The organism is Streptomyces sp. 8L (assembly GCF_020176795.1).
GTDB lineage: Bacteria > Actinomycetota > Actinomycetes > Streptomycetales > Streptomycetaceae > Streptomyces.
Map to the genome: position 1 here is coordinate 1 of NZ_JAIUKE010000176.1, position 17,961 is coordinate 17,961.

A 17,961-nucleotide genomic window follows, 5' to 3' on the forward strand; every position below is an offset into this window, starting at 1 on the left:
GGTAAAGCGGGGGCGCGGGCAGGGCAGCGGATGCGGACGCCGGGCGGGGCCGCGTTGTCGTACCCGGCCGATACGCTCGCGGGTATGGCTCTGACAACGTCTCCGGAGGCTCCGCTGCCCGTCGGCGAGGTGTCGCGGCTCATCGGCGGGTGGATCGACCGGCTGGGCGCGGTCTGGGTGGAGGGGCAGATCACGCAGCTCTCCCGCCGGCCGGGAGCCGGCGTGGTCTTCCTGACGCTGCGCGATCCGTCGTACGACATCTCGGTGGGCGTGACGTGCTACCGCCAGGTGTTCGACGCGATCGCGGACGTGGTGTCGGAGGGGGCGCGCGTGGTGGTCCACGCGAAGCCCGAGTGGTACGCGCCGCGCGGCCAGCTGTCGCTGCGGGCGGCGCAGATCCGTCCGGTGGGGATGGGCGAGCTGCTCGTCCGGCTCGAGCAATTGCGGAAGTCGCTGGCGGCGGAGGGGCTGTTCGCGGCGGAGCGCAAGCGTCCGCTGCCGTTCCTGCCGCAGCTGATCGGCCTGGTGTGCGGGCGCGCGTCGGCGGCCGAGCGGGACGTGCTGGAGAACGCGAGGCGCCGCTGGCCCGCGGTCCGTTTCGAGGTACGCAACACGGCGGTGCAAGGGGTCAACGCGGTCGCGCAGGTCACCGCCGCGGTCGAGGAGCTCGACGCGATCGACGCGGTGGACGTGATCGTGGTGGCGCGGGGCGGCGGCAGTGTCGAGGACCTGCTGCCATTCTCGGACGAGCAGCTGATCAGAACGGTCTCCGCGTGCCGTACGCCGGTGGTCTCGGCGATCGGCCACGAGCCGGACTCGCCGCTGCTCGACCTCGTCGCGGACGTGCGGGCCTCGACGCCGACGGACGCGGCGAAGCGGGTCGTCCCGGACGTCGGCGAGGAGCTGGACCGGGTGGACGCCCTGCGCGAGCGGGCGCTGCGCACGGTGCGGGCCCTGCTGGAGCGCGAGGAGCGGGGTCTCGCGCACGCGCTGGCGCGGCCGGTGATGGAGCGGCCCCAGCGGATGGTGGACGAGCGGGAGGCGGAGACCGCGACCCTCGCGGACCGGGGCCGGCGCGTCCTGCGCCATCTGCTGGACCGCGCGGACTCGGAGCTCTCGCACACGCTGGCGCGGGTGGTGTCGCTCTCCCCCGCGGCGACGCTCGAGCGGGGCTACGCGGTGCTCCAGCGCGAGGACGGTACGGTCGTCCGCTCCCCGGAGCAGGTCGCGCCGGGTGACGGTCTCCGCGCCCGGGTCGCGGACGGCGAGCTGCGCGTACGGGCGGACTGAGCGCCGGAGCGGTACGGGGATGCGGTGCGGGGTACGGGGTGCGACGCGGCGCGGGCCCCGCGCTCGTGCGGTCGGCGCTCGTGCGGTCGGGGCGGGCCTCGACGGCCGGTCGGCGGGCGCGTCAGGCGTCGCGCGGACAGTGGCGCGGCCTCAGTCCTCGGCGGCGGGCTCGTCCGTCTCCAGGGCCGCGTTCAGCCGCTCGCGCGCGCCGTCCAGCCAGCGGCGGCAGACCTTCGCGAGCTCCTCGCCGCGCTCCCACAGCGCCAGCGACTCCTCCAGGCTGGTGCCGCCCGCCTCCAGGCGGCGCACGACCTCGATCAGCTCGTCCCGCGCCTGCTCGTATCCGAGCGCGCCGGTGCTCTGCTCCGGTTCCGTGCCCGTCTCCGTCTTGGCCATGCCCCCACCTTAGAGGCGGCCACCGACAGTCAGGCCTTCGTCTTCTCGAACTCCAGCGCCGCCGCCATCTTCGCCAGGTCCTGGTCCGAGGCCGTGCCGGTCACCACGGTCGTGGAGTCGCCCTCGCTGTGGACGAGGGCGTTGTAGTGGCCGCCGTTCCAGCGCTGCCACCGCTTGCCCGCGATGTCCTGCGTCCTGCCGGTGTTCTTGGCGTTCTGGCTGACGTCCGACACGTAGCCCTTCGTGTGCGACGTCGACTGCTCGATCGCGACGTACTGGCCGGCCGGGTCGAGGAACCCGATGTGCCAGGCCTCACCGTCGCCCTGGTCGTACGTGACCGAGGTCGCCTTCCACGTCTTCGGCAGGCCGACGGGCGCCGCGACCGGGTAGGAGGCGGCCCGGCGCGCGGTGATGAGCTCGACGCGGTAGTCGACGCGCTTGACCGGACTGGCCTTGTCGTCGTGCGGGATGAAGAAGGTGTAGATCACGGCCACCGCCGCTCCGATGACCAGGAGGGACAGGACCATGCCGCGTACGGTTCTGTTCCGCTGGCGCGAGCCGCCACCTGCCGCCCTGCCCTCGGACGCGCCCGCCGCCGTACGCCCGGAGGCGCCGTCCGCGTTGCCCGCGGGCGCACCGGCGGCGCCGCCCGCGGGAGCCGCGTTCCCGGGTCCCGGCGTGCCGGAGTCAGGCTCCGCGCCCGCCCGCTCGTCCTGCCCCGCGCCCTGCCTGGCCGCCGGTGCCTCGACCGTCGGTGCCTCGGCCGATGGGGCCGTCTCGGCCGCCGATACCGCGGCCGGTGGGACCGTCTCCGCCGTCGGTGCCCCGGCGGCCGTCTCCGCCGTCGTCGCGCCCTGCTGTTCGTCGCCTGCCACGCCCCATATGGTCGCACCCCGGTCGGGCGCTCATCCGTGGGGCCCTCTGCTCAATCTGGCGGGTACCCGATAGAGTCCGATCATCCGCTCTCCGTACAGGGCGGGCAGGGCCGTCACCCCGATCCGCCGACCGGCACGGCGGAGCCGAACCGGCTTCGCAGAGCAGCAGAAAGGTGCGCGCTCCCGATGACAGACCATCACCTGCCGCCGCCACTGGACGTGGCGCCCGAGGCGCCCGACCGCAACCTCGCCCTGGAACTCGTCCGCGTCACGGAGGCCGCCGCCATGGCGGCCGGACGCTGGGTGGGCCGCGGGGACAAGAACGGCGCGGACGGCGCGGCCGTCAACGCCATGCGGACCCTGGTCTCCACCGTCTCCATGAACGGTGTCGTGGTGATCGGCGAGGGCGAGAAGGACGAGGCGCCCATGCTGTTCAACGGCGAGCACATCGGGGACGGGACGGGCCCCGAGGTCGACATCGCCGTGGACCCGATCGACGGCACGACGCTCAACGCGAAGGGCATGCCCAACGCGATCGCCGTGCTGGCCGCCGCCGACCGGGGCACGATGTTCGACCCGTCCGCCGTCTTCTACATGGACAAGCTGGTCACGGGGCCCGAGGCGGCCGACTTCGTCGACATCAACGCGCCGGTGGCCGTCAACATCCGGCGCGTCGCGCGGGCCAAGCACTCCTCGCCCGACGACGTGACCGTCGTCGTGCTGGACCGGCCCCGCCACGACGGCATCGTGAAGGAGATCCGGGAGACCGGCGCCCGCATCAAGTTCATCTCGGACGGCGATGTGGCCGGCGCGATCATGGCCGTACGGGACGGCACCGGCGTCGACCTGCTGATGGGGATCGGCGGCACGCCCGAGGGGATCATCACGGCCTGCGCGATGAAGTGCCTCGGGGGTGTCATCCAGGGCAAGCTGTGGCCGAAGGACGACGCGGAGCGGCAGCGCGCGCTCGACGCGGGCCACGACCTCGACCAGGTCCTGACCACGGACGACCTGGTCGGCGGCGAGAACGTGTTCTTCGTCGCGACGGGCATCACGGACGGCGAGCTGCTGCGCGGCGTGCGCTACCGCTCCGAGACCGCCACCACCCAGTCGCTGGTCATGCGCTCGAAGTCCGGCACGATCCGGCAGATCGACTCCACCCACCGGCTGTCGAAGCTGCGCGCGTACAGCGCCATCGACTTCGACCGCGCCAAGTAGCGGCGCGCGCCGCAGCACCCGAGAGCGCGCCGCGGCGCCGGAGAGCGCGCCGGGCGCGGCACTGAACCATCGCGGAGAGATGCGGAAGGTGCCCCCGTTGTGCGGCGGGGGCACCTCCCGTACCCGCGAAGGACGCGGCCGGGGTCAGCCGGCGGCGGCTATACGGCCCGACGGCGCCGCCGTCGCGGCCTGGCGCAGCTCGGCGTCCCGGCGCCTGCGGCGGGCGAGCACCACGCGGCGCTCGGCGGCGGTGAGGCCGCCCCACACCCCGTAGGGCTCGGGCTGGACCAGCGCGTGCTCCCTGCACTCCACCATCACGGGGCAGCGGGCGCAGACCCGCTTCGCGGCCTCCTCCCGCGACAGCCGTGCGGCTGTCGGCTCCTTGGAGGGCGCGAAGAACAGCCCGGCCTCGTCCCGACGGCACACAGCCTCCGAGTGCCACGGGCCCGCCTGATCTTCGCGCGTGGGGTTGTGCTGGGACAAAGCGGCGGCGACCTGCAGTGGCTTCTGCGGCAGATGCAGCACGGTCTACTCCTGACGACGGCTTCGCGAGCGAGAGACGACGCAGGGGTCCCTACCCGCTGTACGCACGCCTATGCACTGCGTGGCACACGGTTCGAGGCACGGAAGGCGGTGCGGAATACGGGACTTCGGGGCCGAGTCGGGCCAAGTGAGGGCAATTGAAATGGGCGCGAAAGAGGCCGATCCAGCCCATTCGGCAATTCCGCCCGACCGTAAATTCCGGTGAAATCCACGGATCGGCAGGGACGGCGGCGAAGCCGCCCCCAGGCCCCGGGCTCAGCGCCCCAAGTGCTTGCGTATGTGGTGGTGCAGGTCAGCGATCAGCTTCCCGCGCTTCGGCTTCGCCTCGACGTTGCCGAACACCGCCGCCCCGTTGACGATCACCAGGGGCGCGTCGGGGTCGGTTCCCTCCAGCGTCCTGACCTCGAAGTTGCCGAAGACGCCCGCGCCGTTGCCGCGCAGTGAGATGTTCTCGGGCACGCGGATCTCGATGTTGCCGAACACCGAGGTCGCGTTGATCACGGTCTGGCGCTGCGTGAACAGCGCCTCCGTCAGGTCGATCTCGATGTTGCCGAACAGGCTGAACGCGTTGGTGCGCGGCCCGATCCGCCAGCGGCCCTTGCGGACGTTCGAGCTGAAGACGGCGATCAGGTTGTCGGCGGGGGCGACGCTCTCGGGTCCGTAGCCGTACGAGGCGCCGGACGGCGCGGGGGCGGCGGCACGGCCGGCGCCCGACGCCGCGGGCAGGTCCCCCACCAGCGGCTCCAGCTCGCCCACGGTCTTCGCGCGGTACACGGCGTCGATGCGCTCGGCGTGCTCCTCCGCGTCGAGGCGCCCTTCCGCCAGGGCCTCCTTGAGGATGTCGGCGATCCGGTCGCGGTCGGCGTCGGAGGCCCGGATCGCACCGGGGGCCACCGGTGCCACGGGCGTGCTGAGGTGCTTTTCGAGGTCCACGCCATCAGAGTAGCGAAACGCGATAGATCGCGACCAGGGGCTGTCGCGTCCCGGCGCGGCGGACGCGGACATCGAGTCCCGCCCGTGACCCGGACACCCGCGGAGGTACGCGCTCGCGCGGGCGCGCACAGGTGAGCGTGACCTCACACAAGCGGTGTCAGTACCGGGTTCTACGCTGGGGAGGCCCCCGGAACGAGGGCACCCGCCGGCCCGTCGAGTGAGGAATGGCCACACATGCCCGAGTTCGCGTACTCCGATCTGCTGCCCACAGGTGAAGACACCACGCCCTACCGGCTGGTGACCGCCGAGGGTGTCTCCACCTTCGAGGCCGACGGTCGTACGTTCCTCAAGGTCGCGCCCGAGGCGCTCCGTACGCTCGCGGCCGAGGCCATGCACGACATCTCCCACTATCTGCGCCCGGCCCACCTCGCGCAGCTGCGCCGTATCGTCGACGACCCGGACGCGTCGTCCAACGACAAATTCGTCGCGCTCGACCTCCTGAAGAACGCGAACATCGCGGCCGCGGGTGTCCTGCCCATGTGCCAGGACACCGGCACGGCCATCGTGATGGGCAAGCGCGGGCAGAACGTACTGACCGAGGGCGGCGACGAAGAGGCCCTTTCGCACGGCATCTTCGACGCGTACACGAAGCTGAACCTGCGCTATTCGCAGATGGCCCCGCTCACCATGTGGGAAGAGAAGAACACCGGCTCGAATCTGCCGGCGCAGGTCGAGCTGTACGCGACGGACGGCGGCGCGTACAAGTTCCTCTTCATGGCGAAGGGCGGCGGCAGCGCCAACAAGTCGTTCCTCTTCCAGGAGACGAAGGCGATCCTCAATGAGGGCGCCATGATGAAGTTCCTTGAGGAGAAGATCCGTTCGCTGGGCACGGCCGCCTGCCCGCCGTACCATCTCGCGATCGTCGTCGGCGGTACGTCGGCGGAATTCGCGCTCAAGACCGCCAAGTACGCCTCGGCGCACTACCTCGACGAGCTGCCGGGCGAGGGCTCGCCCGTGGGGCACGGCTTCCGCGACAAGGAGCTGGAGCAGCAGGTCTTCGAGCTGACGCAGAAGATCGGCATCGGCGCCCAGTTCGGCGGCAAGTACTTCTGCCACGACGTGCGCGTCGTACGGCTGCCGCGCCACGGCGCCTCGCTGCCCGTCGCGATCGCGGTCTCCTGCTCGGCGGACCGGCAGGCCGTCGCGAAGATCACCGCGGAGGGCGTCTTCCTCGAGCAGCTGGAGCGGGACCCGGCGCGGTTCCTGCCGGAGACCACCGACGAGCACCTGTCCGAGGACGATGTCGTGAAGGTCGACCTCAACCGCCCGATGGACGAGATCCTCGCGGAGCTCACGAGGTACCCCGTCAAGACGCGCCTCTCGCTCACGGGCCCGCTGGTCGTGGCGCGCGACATCGCGCACGCGAAGATCAAGGAGCGGCTCGACGCGGGCGAGGAGATGCCGCAGTACCTGAAGGACCACCCGGTGTACTACGCGGGCCCGGCCAAGACCCCGAGCGGCTACGCGTCCGGTTCCTTCGGCCCGACGACGGCCGGCCGGATGGACAGTTACGTCGAGCAGTTCCAGGCGGCGGGCGGCTCCAAGGTGATGCTCGCGAAGGGCAACAGGTCGAAACAGGTGACGGACGCGTGCGGCACGCACGGGGGCTTCTACCTGGGCTCGATCGGCGGCCCCGCGGCGCGGCTCGCGCAGGACTGCATCAAGAAGGTGGAGGTCGTCGAGTACGAGGAGCTCGGCATGGAGGCGGTGTGGAGGATCGAGGTGGAGGACTTCCCCGCGTTCATCGTCGTGGACGACAAGGGCAACGACTTCTTCACCGAGCCCGCGCCCGCGCCGACGTTCACCTCCATCCCGGTCCGGGGCCCGGGCCTGGCCTGAGGGCCTCGCCCGAGAGCCCGAGAGCCTGAGCACCCGGGCCTGAGTATCTGAGAGCCCCGGGGTCGCGCCCGCCCGCCCGGCCGGCCGGCCGGCCGCGGCGCCGGGGGGGGGGGGGCACCCCCCCCCCCGGGACAACACCCCCCCCCCCCCCCCGCCGCCCCCGCCCCCCCCCCCCCCCCCCCCCGGGGGGCCCCCCCCCCGGCCCCCCCGGGGGGCGCCCCCCGGCCCCGGGTGGGGTGTGACACCCACCCTCCGGGAACAGATCGGCGCGGCCCCGCGCTGATCTGTTCAGGAGGTACGAGAACGATGACGACCGATCCGACGAGCGGCCCCGGGGCCGAGGCAGCGAGCGGCTCCGGCTTCCGCGTCGAGCACGACTCGATGGGCGAGGTGCGGGTGCCCGCGGACGCCAAGTGGCGGGCCCAGACGCAGCGCGCCGTGGAGAACTTCCCGATCTCGGGGCAGCGCCTCGAGCGGGCCCACATCCAGGCCCTGGCGCAGATCAAGGCCGCCGCCGCGAAGGTCAACGCGGAGCTGGGCGTGGTGGACGGGGACATCGCGGACGCGGTGCGCTCCGCCGCCGAGGAGGTCGCGGAGGGCCGGTGGGACGAGCACTTCCCCATCGACGTGTTCCAGACGGGCTCCGGTACCTCCTCGAACATGAACACCAACGAGGTGATCGCGACGCTGGCCTCGGAGCGCCTGGGCCGCCCCGTCCACCCGAACGACCACGTCAACGCCTCGCAGTCGTCCAACGACGTGTTCCCCTCGTCGCTCCACATCGCGGCGACGGCGGCCGTCACGCGCGACCTCGTACCGGCCCTGGAGCACCTGGCCGCTGCGCTGGAGCGCAAGAGCGCCGAGTTCGCGGAGGTCGTGAAGTCGGGCCGTACGCATCTCATGGACGCCACCCCTGTGACCCTCGGACAGGAGTTCGGCGGGTACGCCGCACAGGTGCGGTACGCGGTCGAGCGGCTGGCGGCCTCGCTGCCCCGGCTCGCGGAACTCCCCCTCGGCGGGACCGCCGTCGGTACGGGCATCAACACGCCGGCCGGGTTCTCGGCCGCGGTGATCGCCGAGGTCGCGCGCGTGACGGGGCTGCCGCTGACGGAGGCCCGCGACCACTTCGAGGCGCAGGGCGCGCGGGACGGCCTGGTGGAGACCTCGGGCCAGCTGCGGACGCTCGCCGTGTCGCTCACGAAGATCTCCAACGACCTGCGCTGGATGGCGTCGGGGCCGCGCACGGGGCTCGCCGAGATCCGGCTGCCGGACCTCCAGCCGGGCTCCTCGATCATGCCGGGGAAGGTCAACCCGGTGATCCCGGAGGCAGTCCTCCAGGTGGCCGCGCAGGTCATCGGCAATGACGCGACGGTCGCGACGGCGGGCGCCGCGGGCAACTTCGAGCTCAATGTGATGCTGCCGGTGATCGCCAAGAACCTGCTGGAGTCGGTGCGGCTGCTCGCCCGTGTCACCCGCCTGCTGGCGGACCGCACGGTCGACGGGATCGAGGCGAACGCCGAACGCGCCCGCGTCTACGCGGAGTCGTCGCCGTCCGTCGTCACCCCGCTGAACAAGTACATCGGCTACGAGGAGGCGGCGAAGGTCGCCAAGAGGTCGCTGGCCGAGGAGAAGACGATCCGGGAGGTCGTCCTGGAGTCGGGGTACGTCGACCGGGGCGATCTGACCCTGGAGCAGCTGGACGAGGCGCTCGATGTCCTGCGCATGACCCGCCCGTAACGAGCTGGTGCGCGACGGAGGGTGGATCAGCGAGCGGCGTCCTGCGGCTTCGCATCCAAGGCGGAGGAGGGAGTCGACGCGGAGCGTCGGAGACTGACGACAACGCCGGAGGCGGACCGCAGGACGTCGGGAGCCCGCTCTCTGTCGTGCACCAGCTCGTAAGATCTGCCCATGACGGACACGGACAGGTACATCGCAGCGAGTGAAGGGCAGCACTGGGCTCCGGGCACGCAGATCCTGTGGCGTTACCGGGAGAACGGGCGACGCGGCATCCACATCTGCCGCCCGGTGACCGTGGTGCGCGACGACGCCGACGTCCTCGCGCTGTGGCTCGCCTCCGGCACCGTGTGCGTCCGGCCGGTGCTCGCCGACGGCCGGCTGCCGTACGAGGAGCCGCTGGCGACCCGCTACACCGCTCCCCGCACGGTCAGACAGGCGCCGTGGCGGGGCGTCGGGCTGCTCTCGCTGGCACGGCCGGGGCAGCCGTGGTCCGTGTGGTTGTGGTGGGACGAAAGCTGGCGCTTCAAGAGCTGGTACGTCAATCTGGAGAGCCCGGGCACCCGATGGGCGGGCGGAGTCGATTCGGAGGACCACTTCCTCGACATCGACGTCTACCCCGACCGCACCTGGAAGTGGCGGGACGAGGACGAGTTCGCGCAGGCGCAGCAGGACGGACTGATGGATGCGGACCAGGCCCGGATGGTCGAGGCCGCGGGGCGGGACGCCCTCGCCTCGGTCGAGGCGTGGGCGTCGCCGTTCTCGGACGGGTGGGAGAACTGGCGGCCCGACCCGGCCTGGCCGGTGCCCGAACTCCCGGACGACTGGGACCAGATCGGGACGGCGCGCCGAGTGCCGTCGGCGTGAGACCCTTGCCCGTGCCACAGGGTTGAAACGTAGGATCGTCGTCCGGACTATGGTGTGCCGGGGCGCAGCCCCGTCATCGGGGGGCGGTGGCCGGGTGAGACGGGTGGGCCCCAACGGGCGCTTTCGGCACACGGCCTGACCGCGGGTCATACGTCGCGGACGTGAGAAAGCCGAGCACCACCACGAGGGAGAGACGGGACATGCGGACCAGCGGACGTGTCCTGACTGCCACAGCCGCCGTCCACTCGGCGGCGGCTGCGCACCATCGGCCCGGACGGACGGAATTCCACGCGTGACGGAGCATCCCACCTCCCACGAAGGCAGGCAGCCACTGGCCGCCAGGCCGCAGGAACGCACGAGGCCGCGGTCCGGCGCACCGGGCGAGGCCGCCCAGGCGCCCGCCGTGGCGCACCAGCGCTCCGGGCTCGACCCCGCGGCCGGGGCCCGTCGAGAGGGCGACATGCTGCGGTTCGTGGGCGCCGCGACGCGCAGGATCGCGCGCGGCATGGACCTCGACGAGATCGTGCTCGGCCTGTGCAGGGCGACGGTGCCGACGTTCGCCGACGCGATACTCGTCTATCTGCGCGACCCGCTGCCGGTGGGCGACGAGCGGCCGGTGTCGCCGTTCGTGCTGCGGCTGCGCCGCACGGACCGGTTGCGTCTTTCGGGCGAGGACATCGAGGCGCTGAACGGCATCCCGTCCCAGCTGCCCGGCCTGACCGAGCTGTCGGGCATGGCGAGCACGAGCGCCCTGCTGCTCGATCCCGGCACGGATGTGCTGCCCGCGGCCGAGCTGTGCGAGGTCCGGATGGGCGGTGCGCTGGGCGAGGTGCTGCGCGGGGTGCGCCCGGTCTTCGGCGACGCCGCGACCGCGCGGGCCGCCCTGCCCGAACTGCTCGGCGTGGACCGGGTGCTGCCGACGGGCCACCGGGTGATCCTGGCGCCGCTGCGCGGCAGGCGGCGCGTCATCGGCGCGGCCGTGTTCCTGCGGGGTCCCGAGCGGGCCGCGTTCGACCCGAACGACCTGCTGGTGGCGGGCCAGCTCGCCACGCACACCGCGCTCGGCATCGACAAGGCGATGCTGTACGGCCGCGAGGCGTACATCGCGGACGAGTTGCAGCGCACCATGCTCCCGGAGAACCTGCCGCAGCCCACGGGCGTACGGCTGGCCTCCCGCTACCTTCCGGCGGCCGAGACCGCGCGGGTCGGCGGCGACTGGTACGACGCGATCCCGCTGCCGGGCAGCCGGGTCGCGCTCGTCGTCGGCGACGTGATGGGCCACTCGATGACCTCCGCCGCCGTGATGGGCCAGTTCCGCACGACGGCGCAGACCCTCGCGGGACTGGACCTGCCGCCGCAGGAGGTGCTGCACCATCTGGACGAGCAGGCGCAGCGCCTGGGCACGGACCGGATGGCGACCTGCATGTACGTGGTGTACGACCCGGTGTCGCACCGGATCACGATCGCGAACGCGGGGCATCCGCCGCCGATACTGCTCCATCTGGGCGGGCGCGCGGAGGTCCTGAAGGTGCCGCCGGGCGCGCCGATCGGTGTCGGCGGGGTCGACTTCGAGGCGGTGGAGCTGGACGCTCCCTCGGGCGCGACGCTGCTGCTGTACACGGACGGCCTGGTCGAGTCGCGGCTGCGGGACGTGTGGACGGGCATCGAGCAGCTGCGGGAGCGCCTGGAGGCGACCTCGCGGCTGACGGGCCCCGATCACGCGCCGCCGCTGGAGGCGCTCTGCGACGACGTGCTGGACGTGCTGGGCCCCGGCGACCGGGACGACGACATCGCGCTGCTCGCGGCCCGCTTCGACGGGATCGCGCCGAGCGACGTGGCGTACTGGTTCCTGGAGCCGGAGCACGCGGCCCCCGGCCGGGCGCGGCGGCTGGCCCGCAACGCGCTCTCGCGCTGGGGCCTCGAGGAGCTGAGCGACTCGGTCGAGCTGCTGATCAGCGAGGTCGTGACGAACGCGGTGCGGTACGCGGAGCGGCCGGTGACACTGCGGCTGCTGCGTACGGACGTGGTGCGGTGCGAGGTCGGCGACGACTCGCCGCAGCTGCCGAGGCAGCGGCGGGCCCGCGAGACGGACGAGGGCGGCCGGGGGCTGTTCCTGGTCAACCGGCTGGCGCGGCGGTGGGGCGCGACGCGGCTCGGCAGCGGCAAGGTCGTCTGGTTCGAGATCCCGACGGGGGCGTGAGGCGACGGGGGCGTGAGAGCGGGCGCCCCGGCCGGCCCCGGCGACCGGCCGGCCCCGGCGCCTCCGCCCGGCGCGGGCCCGTCCGGCGCGGGTGCCGGTGCCGGTAGCAGCCCCGGTCGGCCTCGTACCCGTATCCCGCATACCCGTACCCCGTAGCCGTACCCCGCTGCCCGTAGCGGCCCCCGTAGCCGTACCCCGTCCAGGGACCGGACCAGGCACAAACGGCTTCCCGATGTTGCCGACGAGGTGTCGGGGGGTTTCACTGGGGCAGGCGGGTGCTGTGCCCGCCCGGGGTCGGTGAAGGCCGGGCCCGTGGGTGGACGCGTGTCCACAGCCACACCCGGGGGACGGTCCCCGGACCCCCGGGCCTTCTCACATGCGGGAGGCCACAAAGTGTCAGAGTCACCCCCGAAGGCGCCGTACACCACGAACAACGTGGGCATCCCGGTGGAGAGCGACGAGCACTCTCTCACCGTCAGCCCCGACGGCCCGATTCTGCTCCAGGACCACTACACCATCGAGAAGATGGCCCAGTTCAACCGTGAACGGGTGCCCGAGCGGGTGGTCCACGCCAAGGGCTCCGGCGCGTACGGCTTCTTCGAAGTCACGAACGACGTCAGCCAGTTCACGAAGGCGGACCTCTTCCAGCCCGGCAGGCGCACGGAGATGCTGGCCCGGTTCTCCACGGTCGCGGGTGAGCAGGGCTCCCCCGACACCTGGCGCGACCCGCGCGGCTTCGCGCTGAAGTTCTACACCGAGCACGGCAACTACGACCTGGTCGGAAACAACACCCCGATCTTCTTCGTGCGGGACACGATCAAGTTCCAGGACTTCATCCACAGCCAGAAGCGGCACCCGGTGACCGGGCTGCGCAGCAACGACATGCAGTGGGACTTCTGGACGCTGTCGCCGGAGTCCGCCCACCAGGTCACCTATCTGATGGGCGACCGGGGCATCCCGAAGACGTACCGGAACATGAACGGCTACGGCTCCCACACCTACATGTGGATCAACGGGGCCGGCGAGCGGTTCTGGGTGAAGTACCACTTCAAGACCGATCAGGGTACCGACTTCCTCACCCAGGAGGAGGCCGACGAGCTGGCCGGCCACGACGCCGACAAGCACCGGCGCGACCTGTACGAGTCGATCGAGTCGGGGAACGCGCCGAGCTGGACTTTGAAGGTCCAGATCATGCCGTTCGATGACGCGCCGGACTACCGGTTCAACCCGTTCGACCTGACCAAGATCTGGCCGCACGCGGACTACCCGCTGATCGACGTGGGCCGGATGGTCCTCGACAGGAACCCCGAGGACTTCTTCGTCCACATCGAGCAGGCCGCGTTCGAGCCCTCGAACATGGTGCCGGGCATCGGTCCTTCGCCGGACAAGATGCTGCTGGGACGGCTGTTCTCGTACCCGGACACCCACAGGTACCGGATCGGCACGAACTACACGCAGCTGCCGCCGAACCGCCCGCACGCGGCCGTCAACTCGTACAGCAGGGACGGTTCGATGCGGTACACGCCGTCGAGGGCGTCGATGCCGTACGCCCCGAACTCGTACGGCGGTCCCGACGCCGACTTCGGGCGCTTCGGCGACCCGGCGGGCTGGGCGACGGCCGGTGAGATGGTCCGCGAGGCGTACACGCTGCGCAGGGACGACGACGACTGGGGCCAGGCGGGCGCGCAGGTACGGGAGGTCTTGGACGACGCCGCGCGCGACCGCCTCGTCTCCAACGTCTCCGGGCATCTGCTCCAGGGCGTCTCGAAGCCGGTGCTGGAGCGGGCGATCCAGTACTGGCGGAACATCGACAAGGCGGTCGGTGACCGGATCGCCAAGAAGGTCAACGGCGGCTGACGCGCAGGCCGCGCCGCGCCCGCGGTGCGGCGCCGTGCGCGGGAGGGCCCCGGGCGGTGCGCCGTACGCGCTCCGGCCGGGCCCCTCGCCCGTCCCGCGGTGCGGGTCGGGGGCTCGCTCCCGTCCCGCGGTGCGGGTCAGGGGTTCAGCAGGCCGTTGTTGCCGCCTCCCGGGTTGTCGCCGGTACCCGGGTCGCCGTCCCCGTCGCCGGGGTCTCCGGTCGGAAGGCCGGAGTTCGACGGCGACGGGCCGTCGCCCGGGTCGCCGCTCGGCGTCGAGCCCGAGCCGTCGCCGGAGGACGAGGTGGGCGGCGACGCGGGCTCGCTGTGCGAGGGCGACGCGGGCGGGCTCACGGACTGCGACGTCGAGGGGGACGTGCTGGGCGAGGTGCTCGGCGACGAGGAGGTCGTGAGGGACGGGGACGGCGCGACCGCCGCGCCCTGGTCGGTGTCGAGGTCGAACTTGCCCGCGGAACCGTGCGCCTTGTCCGCGCCCGACATGAACTCGCCCCAGATCTGAGCGGGGTAGCCACCGCCGTTGACGCGGCCGTTCTGCGCGATCAGGCCGCCGGTACCGGTCAGCGGGACATGGCCGAACTGCGGGTACTTCTTGCCGTCGACGCTCTCGGCCTTCGCCGCCTCGCCGAACAGGCCGACGGAGGTGACCATGTCCGGGGTGAAGCCGCTGAACCAGGCGGACACGTCGTCGTCCGACGTACCGGTCTTGCCCGCGATCTGGAAGTTCTTGTTCTTGACTATGGAGCCGGTGCCCTGGTCGACCACGCCGGTCAGCACGGACGTGACGGAGTCCGCGGTGTTCCTGGTGAGCACCTGCTGCCCGATCGGACTGGGCAGGGACACCTTCGCGCCCTGGTGCTCCGCCGACTTCAGGACGGCGGGCGTGACGAGTTTGCCGTGGTTGTCGAACGTCGCGTAGACCCCGGCCATCTGGAGCGGGCTCGCGCCCATCGTGCCGAGCGTCTGGGACGGATAGGGCTGCTGGTTCTTCATGTCCATACCGAGCTTGGCCCCGGTCTTGAGCACGTCGGTCATGCCGACGTCCACGCCCATCTGCGCGAAGACCGAGTTGACCGAGTCGTCCATGGCCTTCTGGACGTTGATCGGGCCGTAGTCGGCGCCGTCCTCGTTCGTCGGGGCGAACGCGATGCTGCTGCCCTTGACGGGCCGGCCGCTGGTGCCGTCGTAGATGGTGTTCGCGTTGATCGGCTTGCCGTCCTGGGTCTGCGCGCCGTTCTCCAGGGCGGTGGCGAAGATGACGGGCTTGAAGGTGGAGGCCGGCTGGTAGTCCTCGCGGGTGGCGTTGCTCGTCGCGTGCGTCATGTAGTCCTTGCCGCCGTAGAGGGCGAGGACCTTGCCGGTCTTCGGGTCGACGGAGGCCGCTCCCGCCTGGGCGTCCGCGTCGCGCGGCCGGTTCTTCGGCTCCAGCTTGGAGGTCAGCTGGTGCTTGACGGCGCTCTCCAGCGCCGCCTCCTTCTTCCGGTCGATGTTGAGGGTGATCGTCCAACCGCCGGCCGCGACGCGGGCCTGGGCGTCGGAGGCGGAAGCGCCCTCCGCCTCGAGGCGGTGCTCCAGCTCCTTGTCGGCCGCGTCGACCAGATAGCCGGTCTGGCCGCCGAGGCCCGCCTGCGGCTTCGGCTTCATCGGTACGGGGAACTTCATGCCGGCCCGGTCCTGGGCGGACAGCCAGTGCATGGAGACCATGTTCCTGAGCACGTTGTTCCAGCGCTCGGTGACCAGCTTCTTGCCGGTGGGCGTGGCGACGGCCCAGTCGTACTGGCTCGGGGCCTGGAGCAGCGCGGCGAGGTAGGCGCCCTGGTTGACGGTGAGCTTGGACGCGTCGACGCCGTAGTACGCCTGCGCGGCGGCCTGGATGCCGTACGCGTTGCGCCCGTAGTAGCTGGTGTTCATGTACCCGGCCAGGATGTCGCTCTTGGACTTGTTGCGGTCCACCTTGAGCGAGATGACCAGCTCCTTGAGCTTGCGGGAGGCCGTCTGGTCCTGGTTGAGGTAGTAGTTCTTCACGTACTGCTGGGTGATGGTCGAACCACCCTGCTTGCCGTGCCCCGTGACCGTGCTCAGCAGGGCGCGGGCGGTGCCTTTGAGGTCGATGCCGGAGTCCTGGTAGAAGGTCTTGTTCTCCAGCGCGACGAACGTGTGCTGGACGCCCTTGGGCACCTGGTCGAGGCCGACGATCTCGCGGTTGACCGCGCCGGTCCTGGCGAGCACCTTGCCGTCGCTGTACTCGTACACATTGCTCTGGCGCTCGGCGTCCGCGTTGGCGGCCGGCACCGAGACGGACATGTACACGAAGATGAAGGCGCCGATCACGACCACGGCGAGCCCGAGGACCGTGCCGAGGATCTTCTTCCAGGTGAAGAGGCGGCGTATGCCGCGTTTGTTCCCCTTGCGGTCCCTGCGGCCGGCATGGCGCATCGCCTGCTGCCGGGCGCGTCGCTCATCAGCTCGGCCCATCGATGTGTCGCTCCCGCTCTCAGGTCTGGGTACCGGTGCTCCGCGTCGAGGCCCCCGCCGCCGGAAATCGGCTTGAACATTGTGCAAATCAGCTCAGAAAACTAACACCGCGCCCTATGACGGACAGCCGCCGAGGGGGCGCTGCGACGCGTGAGAAGAACCACCCGTCTCATCTGGAACCGACTCACCTCAGGGCCAAACGGTTGCCGAATGCGATAATCTGATATCAGATTGCTAGCCGGATGCACGGCGGCTCGACCGGGTGCCCTCGGGGCGCCCACAAACGAAAACGGGGTAGCGACATGCCTTCCACCAGCGGAAACCCAGACGACACACCCGAATCGGGGACACCCGACGGGACCCCGGAGGACGCCCGGGAGGACACCGGGGCCGGGACGCGGAACGGGGACCGGAGCACGGAGCGAAGCACGGAGGCGCACACCGCGCGGGACGGCGCACGCGGCGACATTCCGGGGGCGCACGACAGTGCCCCCGATCTGCCGGACATGCCCAGGGCCCAGGTCAGGGAGAAGACGGCGCACAGCATCAGCGGCGGAATCGCCCTGCTGCTCGGCCTGATCGGACTGGCCGCGGGCATCGCGCTGCTCGCGGTGGCGGCGGGCAGCGCGAGCACGACGGTGAAGGGGGCGCTCGTCCCCGCCGGGATCGTGGTCATCCTCGCGGCGTTCACGGCGATGCGCGGACTGAACATGGTGGCGCCCGGCGAGGCCCGGGTGGTCCAGCTGTTCGGCCGCTACCGGGGGACGATCCGCGCCGACGGGCTGCGCTGGGTGAACCCGCTGACGACCCGGCGCCGGATCTCCACGCGCGTACGCAACAACGAGACTCCGGTGCTGAAGGTCAACGACGCCTACGGCAATCCGATCGAGCTGGCGGCGGTCGTGGTGTGGAAGGTGCGGGACACCGCCCGGGCGACCTTCGAGGTGGACGACTTCCTGGAGTTCGTCACCACCCAGACCGAGGCCGCGGTGCGGCACATCGCCATCGAGTACCCCTACGACGCGCACGAGCGGGACGACCTGTCCCTGCGCGGCAACGCCGGGGAGATCACGGAGAAGCTCGTGGCGGAGCTGTCGGCCCGGGTGGAGGCGGCGGGCGTACAGATCGTCGAGTCCCGCTTCACGCACCTCGCCTACGCGCCTGAGATCGCGTCCGCGATGCTCCAGCGGCAGCAGGCGGGCGCGGTGGTCGCGGCGCGCCGGGAGATCGTCGACGGCGCGGTCGGCATGGTGGAGGCGGCGCTGCGGCGGCTGCGGCAGGAGGACATCGTGAGCCTGGACGAGGAGCGGCAGGCCGCCATGGTGTCGAACCTGCTGGTGGTGCTCTGCGGGGACCGCGCGGCACAGCCCATCGTCAACACGGGCACGCTGTATCAGTGACGGAAAGCGGCCCGCGCCGGGGCTCCGAGCGCAAACAGGTACTGCTGCGGCTGGACCCGGCGGTCTACGACGCCCTGGCGCGATGGGCCTCGGACGAGCTGCGCAGCGCCAACGCGCAGATCGAGTACCTGCTGCGGCACGCCCTGTCCGAGACGGGCCGCCTCCCGGGCGCCGCACGCCCCATCCCGCCGCGCGGCGGCCCGCAGCGCCGCGTCGCCCCCGAGGAGGGGGCGCCGGGAGACGGAGAGGGGTGAGGC

Annotated in this window: 13 protein-coding genes and 1 pseudogene; 9 read left to right on the forward strand and 5 right to left on the reverse strand. The window is 71.7% G+C overall.

All coding sequences use genetic code 11. The features are described 5' to 3' along the window. The first annotated feature begins 84 nt into the window (after positions 1-84). The gene (gene xseA, locus LCE31_RS16435; protein ID WP_225015016.1) at positions 85-1,290 is read left to right on the forward strand and encodes an exodeoxyribonuclease VII large subunit; all 1,206 of its coding nucleotides are present in this window, start codon (positions 85-87) and stop codon (positions 1,288-1,290) included. Positions 1,291-1,440: 150 nt separating this feature from the next. Here xseA and LCE31_RS16440 read toward each other — a convergent pair whose 3' ends face one another. Both LCE31_RS16440 and LCE31_RS41535 read right to left on the reverse strand, forming a co-directional pair. Further along, positions 1,441-1,686: an exodeoxyribonuclease VII small subunit gene (locus tag LCE31_RS16440; RefSeq protein WP_225015017.1), complete on the reverse strand. Its 246-nt coding sequence runs from the start codon at positions 1,684-1,686 to the stop codon at positions 1,441-1,443. 29 nt (positions 1,687-1,715) lie between these two features. Continuing rightward, a pseudogene (locus LCE31_RS41535) lies at positions 1,716-2,243 on the reverse strand (DUF4245 domain-containing protein); the annotation flags it as partial. Positions 2,244-2,747: 504 nt separating this feature from the next. Between LCE31_RS41535 and glpX the strand changes: the two are divergent. Further along, on the forward strand, positions 2,748-3,779 hold the full coding sequence (gene glpX / locus LCE31_RS16450) for a class II fructose-bisphosphatase (protein ID WP_225015018.1): 1,032 nt from the start codon (positions 2,748-2,750) through the stop codon (positions 3,777-3,779). Between the two features lie 144 nt (positions 3,780-3,923). Here the strand turns inward: glpX and LCE31_RS16455 are convergent, their stop codons facing one another. Together LCE31_RS16455 and LCE31_RS16460 are read right to left on the reverse strand one after the other, a co-directional pair. Then, on the reverse strand, positions 3,924-4,304 hold the full coding sequence (locus LCE31_RS16455) for a WhiB family transcriptional regulator (protein ID WP_225015019.1): 381 nt from the start codon (positions 4,302-4,304) through the stop codon (positions 3,924-3,926). Positions 4,305-4,577: 273 nt separating this feature from the next. Then, entirely contained in the window at positions 4,578-5,255 is a 678-nt protein-coding gene (locus LCE31_RS16460) for a DUF1707 SHOCT-like domain-containing protein (RefSeq protein WP_225015020.1), read from the reverse strand. Positions 5,256-5,489: 234 nt separating this feature from the next. Between LCE31_RS16460 and LCE31_RS16465 the strand changes: the two genes are divergently transcribed. The 5 genes from LCE31_RS16465 (at position 5,490) to LCE31_RS16485 (ending at position 13,812) form a co-directional block, all read left to right on the forward strand. After that, on the forward strand, positions 5,490-7,154 hold the full coding sequence (locus tag LCE31_RS16465) for a fumarate hydratase (RefSeq protein WP_225015021.1): 1,665 nt from the start codon (positions 5,490-5,492) through the stop codon (positions 7,152-7,154). A 306-nt stretch (positions 7,155-7,460) separates the two neighbouring features. Beyond that, complete coding sequence (locus LCE31_RS16470; RefSeq protein WP_225015022.1) at positions 7,461-8,891, forward strand: class II fumarate hydratase; 1,431 nt, start codon at positions 7,461-7,463, stop codon at positions 8,889-8,891. 171 nt (positions 8,892-9,062) lie between these two features. Continuing rightward, positions 9,063-9,755 carry a cytidylyl-2-hydroxypropylphosphonate hydrolase gene (fomD, locus tag LCE31_RS16475; RefSeq protein ID WP_225015023.1) on the forward strand — a complete coding sequence of 231 codons (693 nt, stop codon included), beginning with the start codon at positions 9,063-9,065 and terminating at the stop codon, positions 9,753-9,755. A 292-nt stretch (positions 9,756-10,047) separates the two neighbouring features. Next, positions 10,048-11,955, forward strand: coding sequence for an ATP-binding SpoIIE family protein phosphatase (locus LCE31_RS16480; protein WP_225015024.1), 1,908 nt, complete (start codon positions 10,048-10,050; stop codon positions 11,953-11,955). A 393-nt stretch (positions 11,956-12,348) separates the two neighbouring features. Next, on the forward strand, positions 12,349-13,812 hold the full coding sequence (locus LCE31_RS16485; protein ID WP_225015025.1) for a catalase: 1,464 nt from the start codon (positions 12,349-12,351) through the stop codon (positions 13,810-13,812). Between the two features lie 137 nt (positions 13,813-13,949). Here the strand turns inward: LCE31_RS16485 and LCE31_RS16490 are convergent, their stop codons facing one another. After that, positions 13,950-16,304: a transglycosylase domain-containing protein gene (locus LCE31_RS16490; RefSeq protein ID WP_225015026.1), complete on the reverse strand. Its 2,355-nt coding sequence runs from the start codon at positions 16,302-16,304 to the stop codon at positions 13,950-13,952. A 506-nt stretch (positions 16,305-16,810) separates the two neighbouring features. Between LCE31_RS16490 and LCE31_RS16495 the strand changes: the two genes are divergently transcribed. Then, positions 16,811-17,704: an SPFH domain-containing protein gene (locus LCE31_RS16495; protein WP_225015034.1), complete on the forward strand. Its 894-nt coding sequence runs from the start codon at positions 16,811-16,813 to the stop codon at positions 17,702-17,704. Continuing rightward, complete coding sequence (locus LCE31_RS16500; RefSeq protein ID WP_225015027.1) at positions 17,701-17,958, forward strand: hypothetical protein; 258 nt, start codon at positions 17,701-17,703, stop codon at positions 17,956-17,958. The genes LCE31_RS16495 and LCE31_RS16500 overlap by 4 nt, the downstream gene beginning before the upstream one ends. The last annotated feature ends 3 nt before the right edge of the window (positions 17,959-17,961 follow it).

Bases quoted from the DNA above. Each gene is read 5' to 3' on its own strand.
- LCE31_RS16490 (WP_225015026.1), bottom strand. From the start codon at position 16,304: ATGGGCCGAGCTGATGAGCGACGCGCCCGGCAGCAGGCGATGCGCCAT.
- xseA (WP_225015016.1), top strand. From the start codon at position 85: ATGGCTCTGACAACGTCTCCGGAGGCTCCGCTGCCCGTCGGCGAGGTG.
- LCE31_RS16465 (WP_225015021.1), top strand. From the start codon at position 5,490: ATGCCCGAGTTCGCGTACTCCGATCTGCTGCCCACAGGTGAAGACACC.
- LCE31_RS16470 (WP_225015022.1), top strand. From the start codon at position 7,461: ATGACGACCGATCCGACGAGCGGCCCCGGGGCCGAGGCAGCGAGCGGC.
- LCE31_RS16440 (WP_225015017.1), bottom strand. From the start codon at position 1,686: ATGGCCAAGACGGAGACGGGCACGGAACCGGAGCAGAGCACCGGCGCG.
- fomD (WP_225015023.1), top strand. From the start codon at position 9,063: ATGACGGACACGGACAGGTACATCGCAGCGAGTGAAGGGCAGCACTGG.
- LCE31_RS16495 (WP_225015034.1), top strand. From the start codon at position 16,811: ATGCCCAGGGCCCAGGTCAGGGAGAAGACGGCGCACAGCATCAGCGGC.
- glpX (WP_225015018.1), top strand. From the start codon at position 2,748: ATGACAGACCATCACCTGCCGCCGCCACTGGACGTGGCGCCCGAGGCG.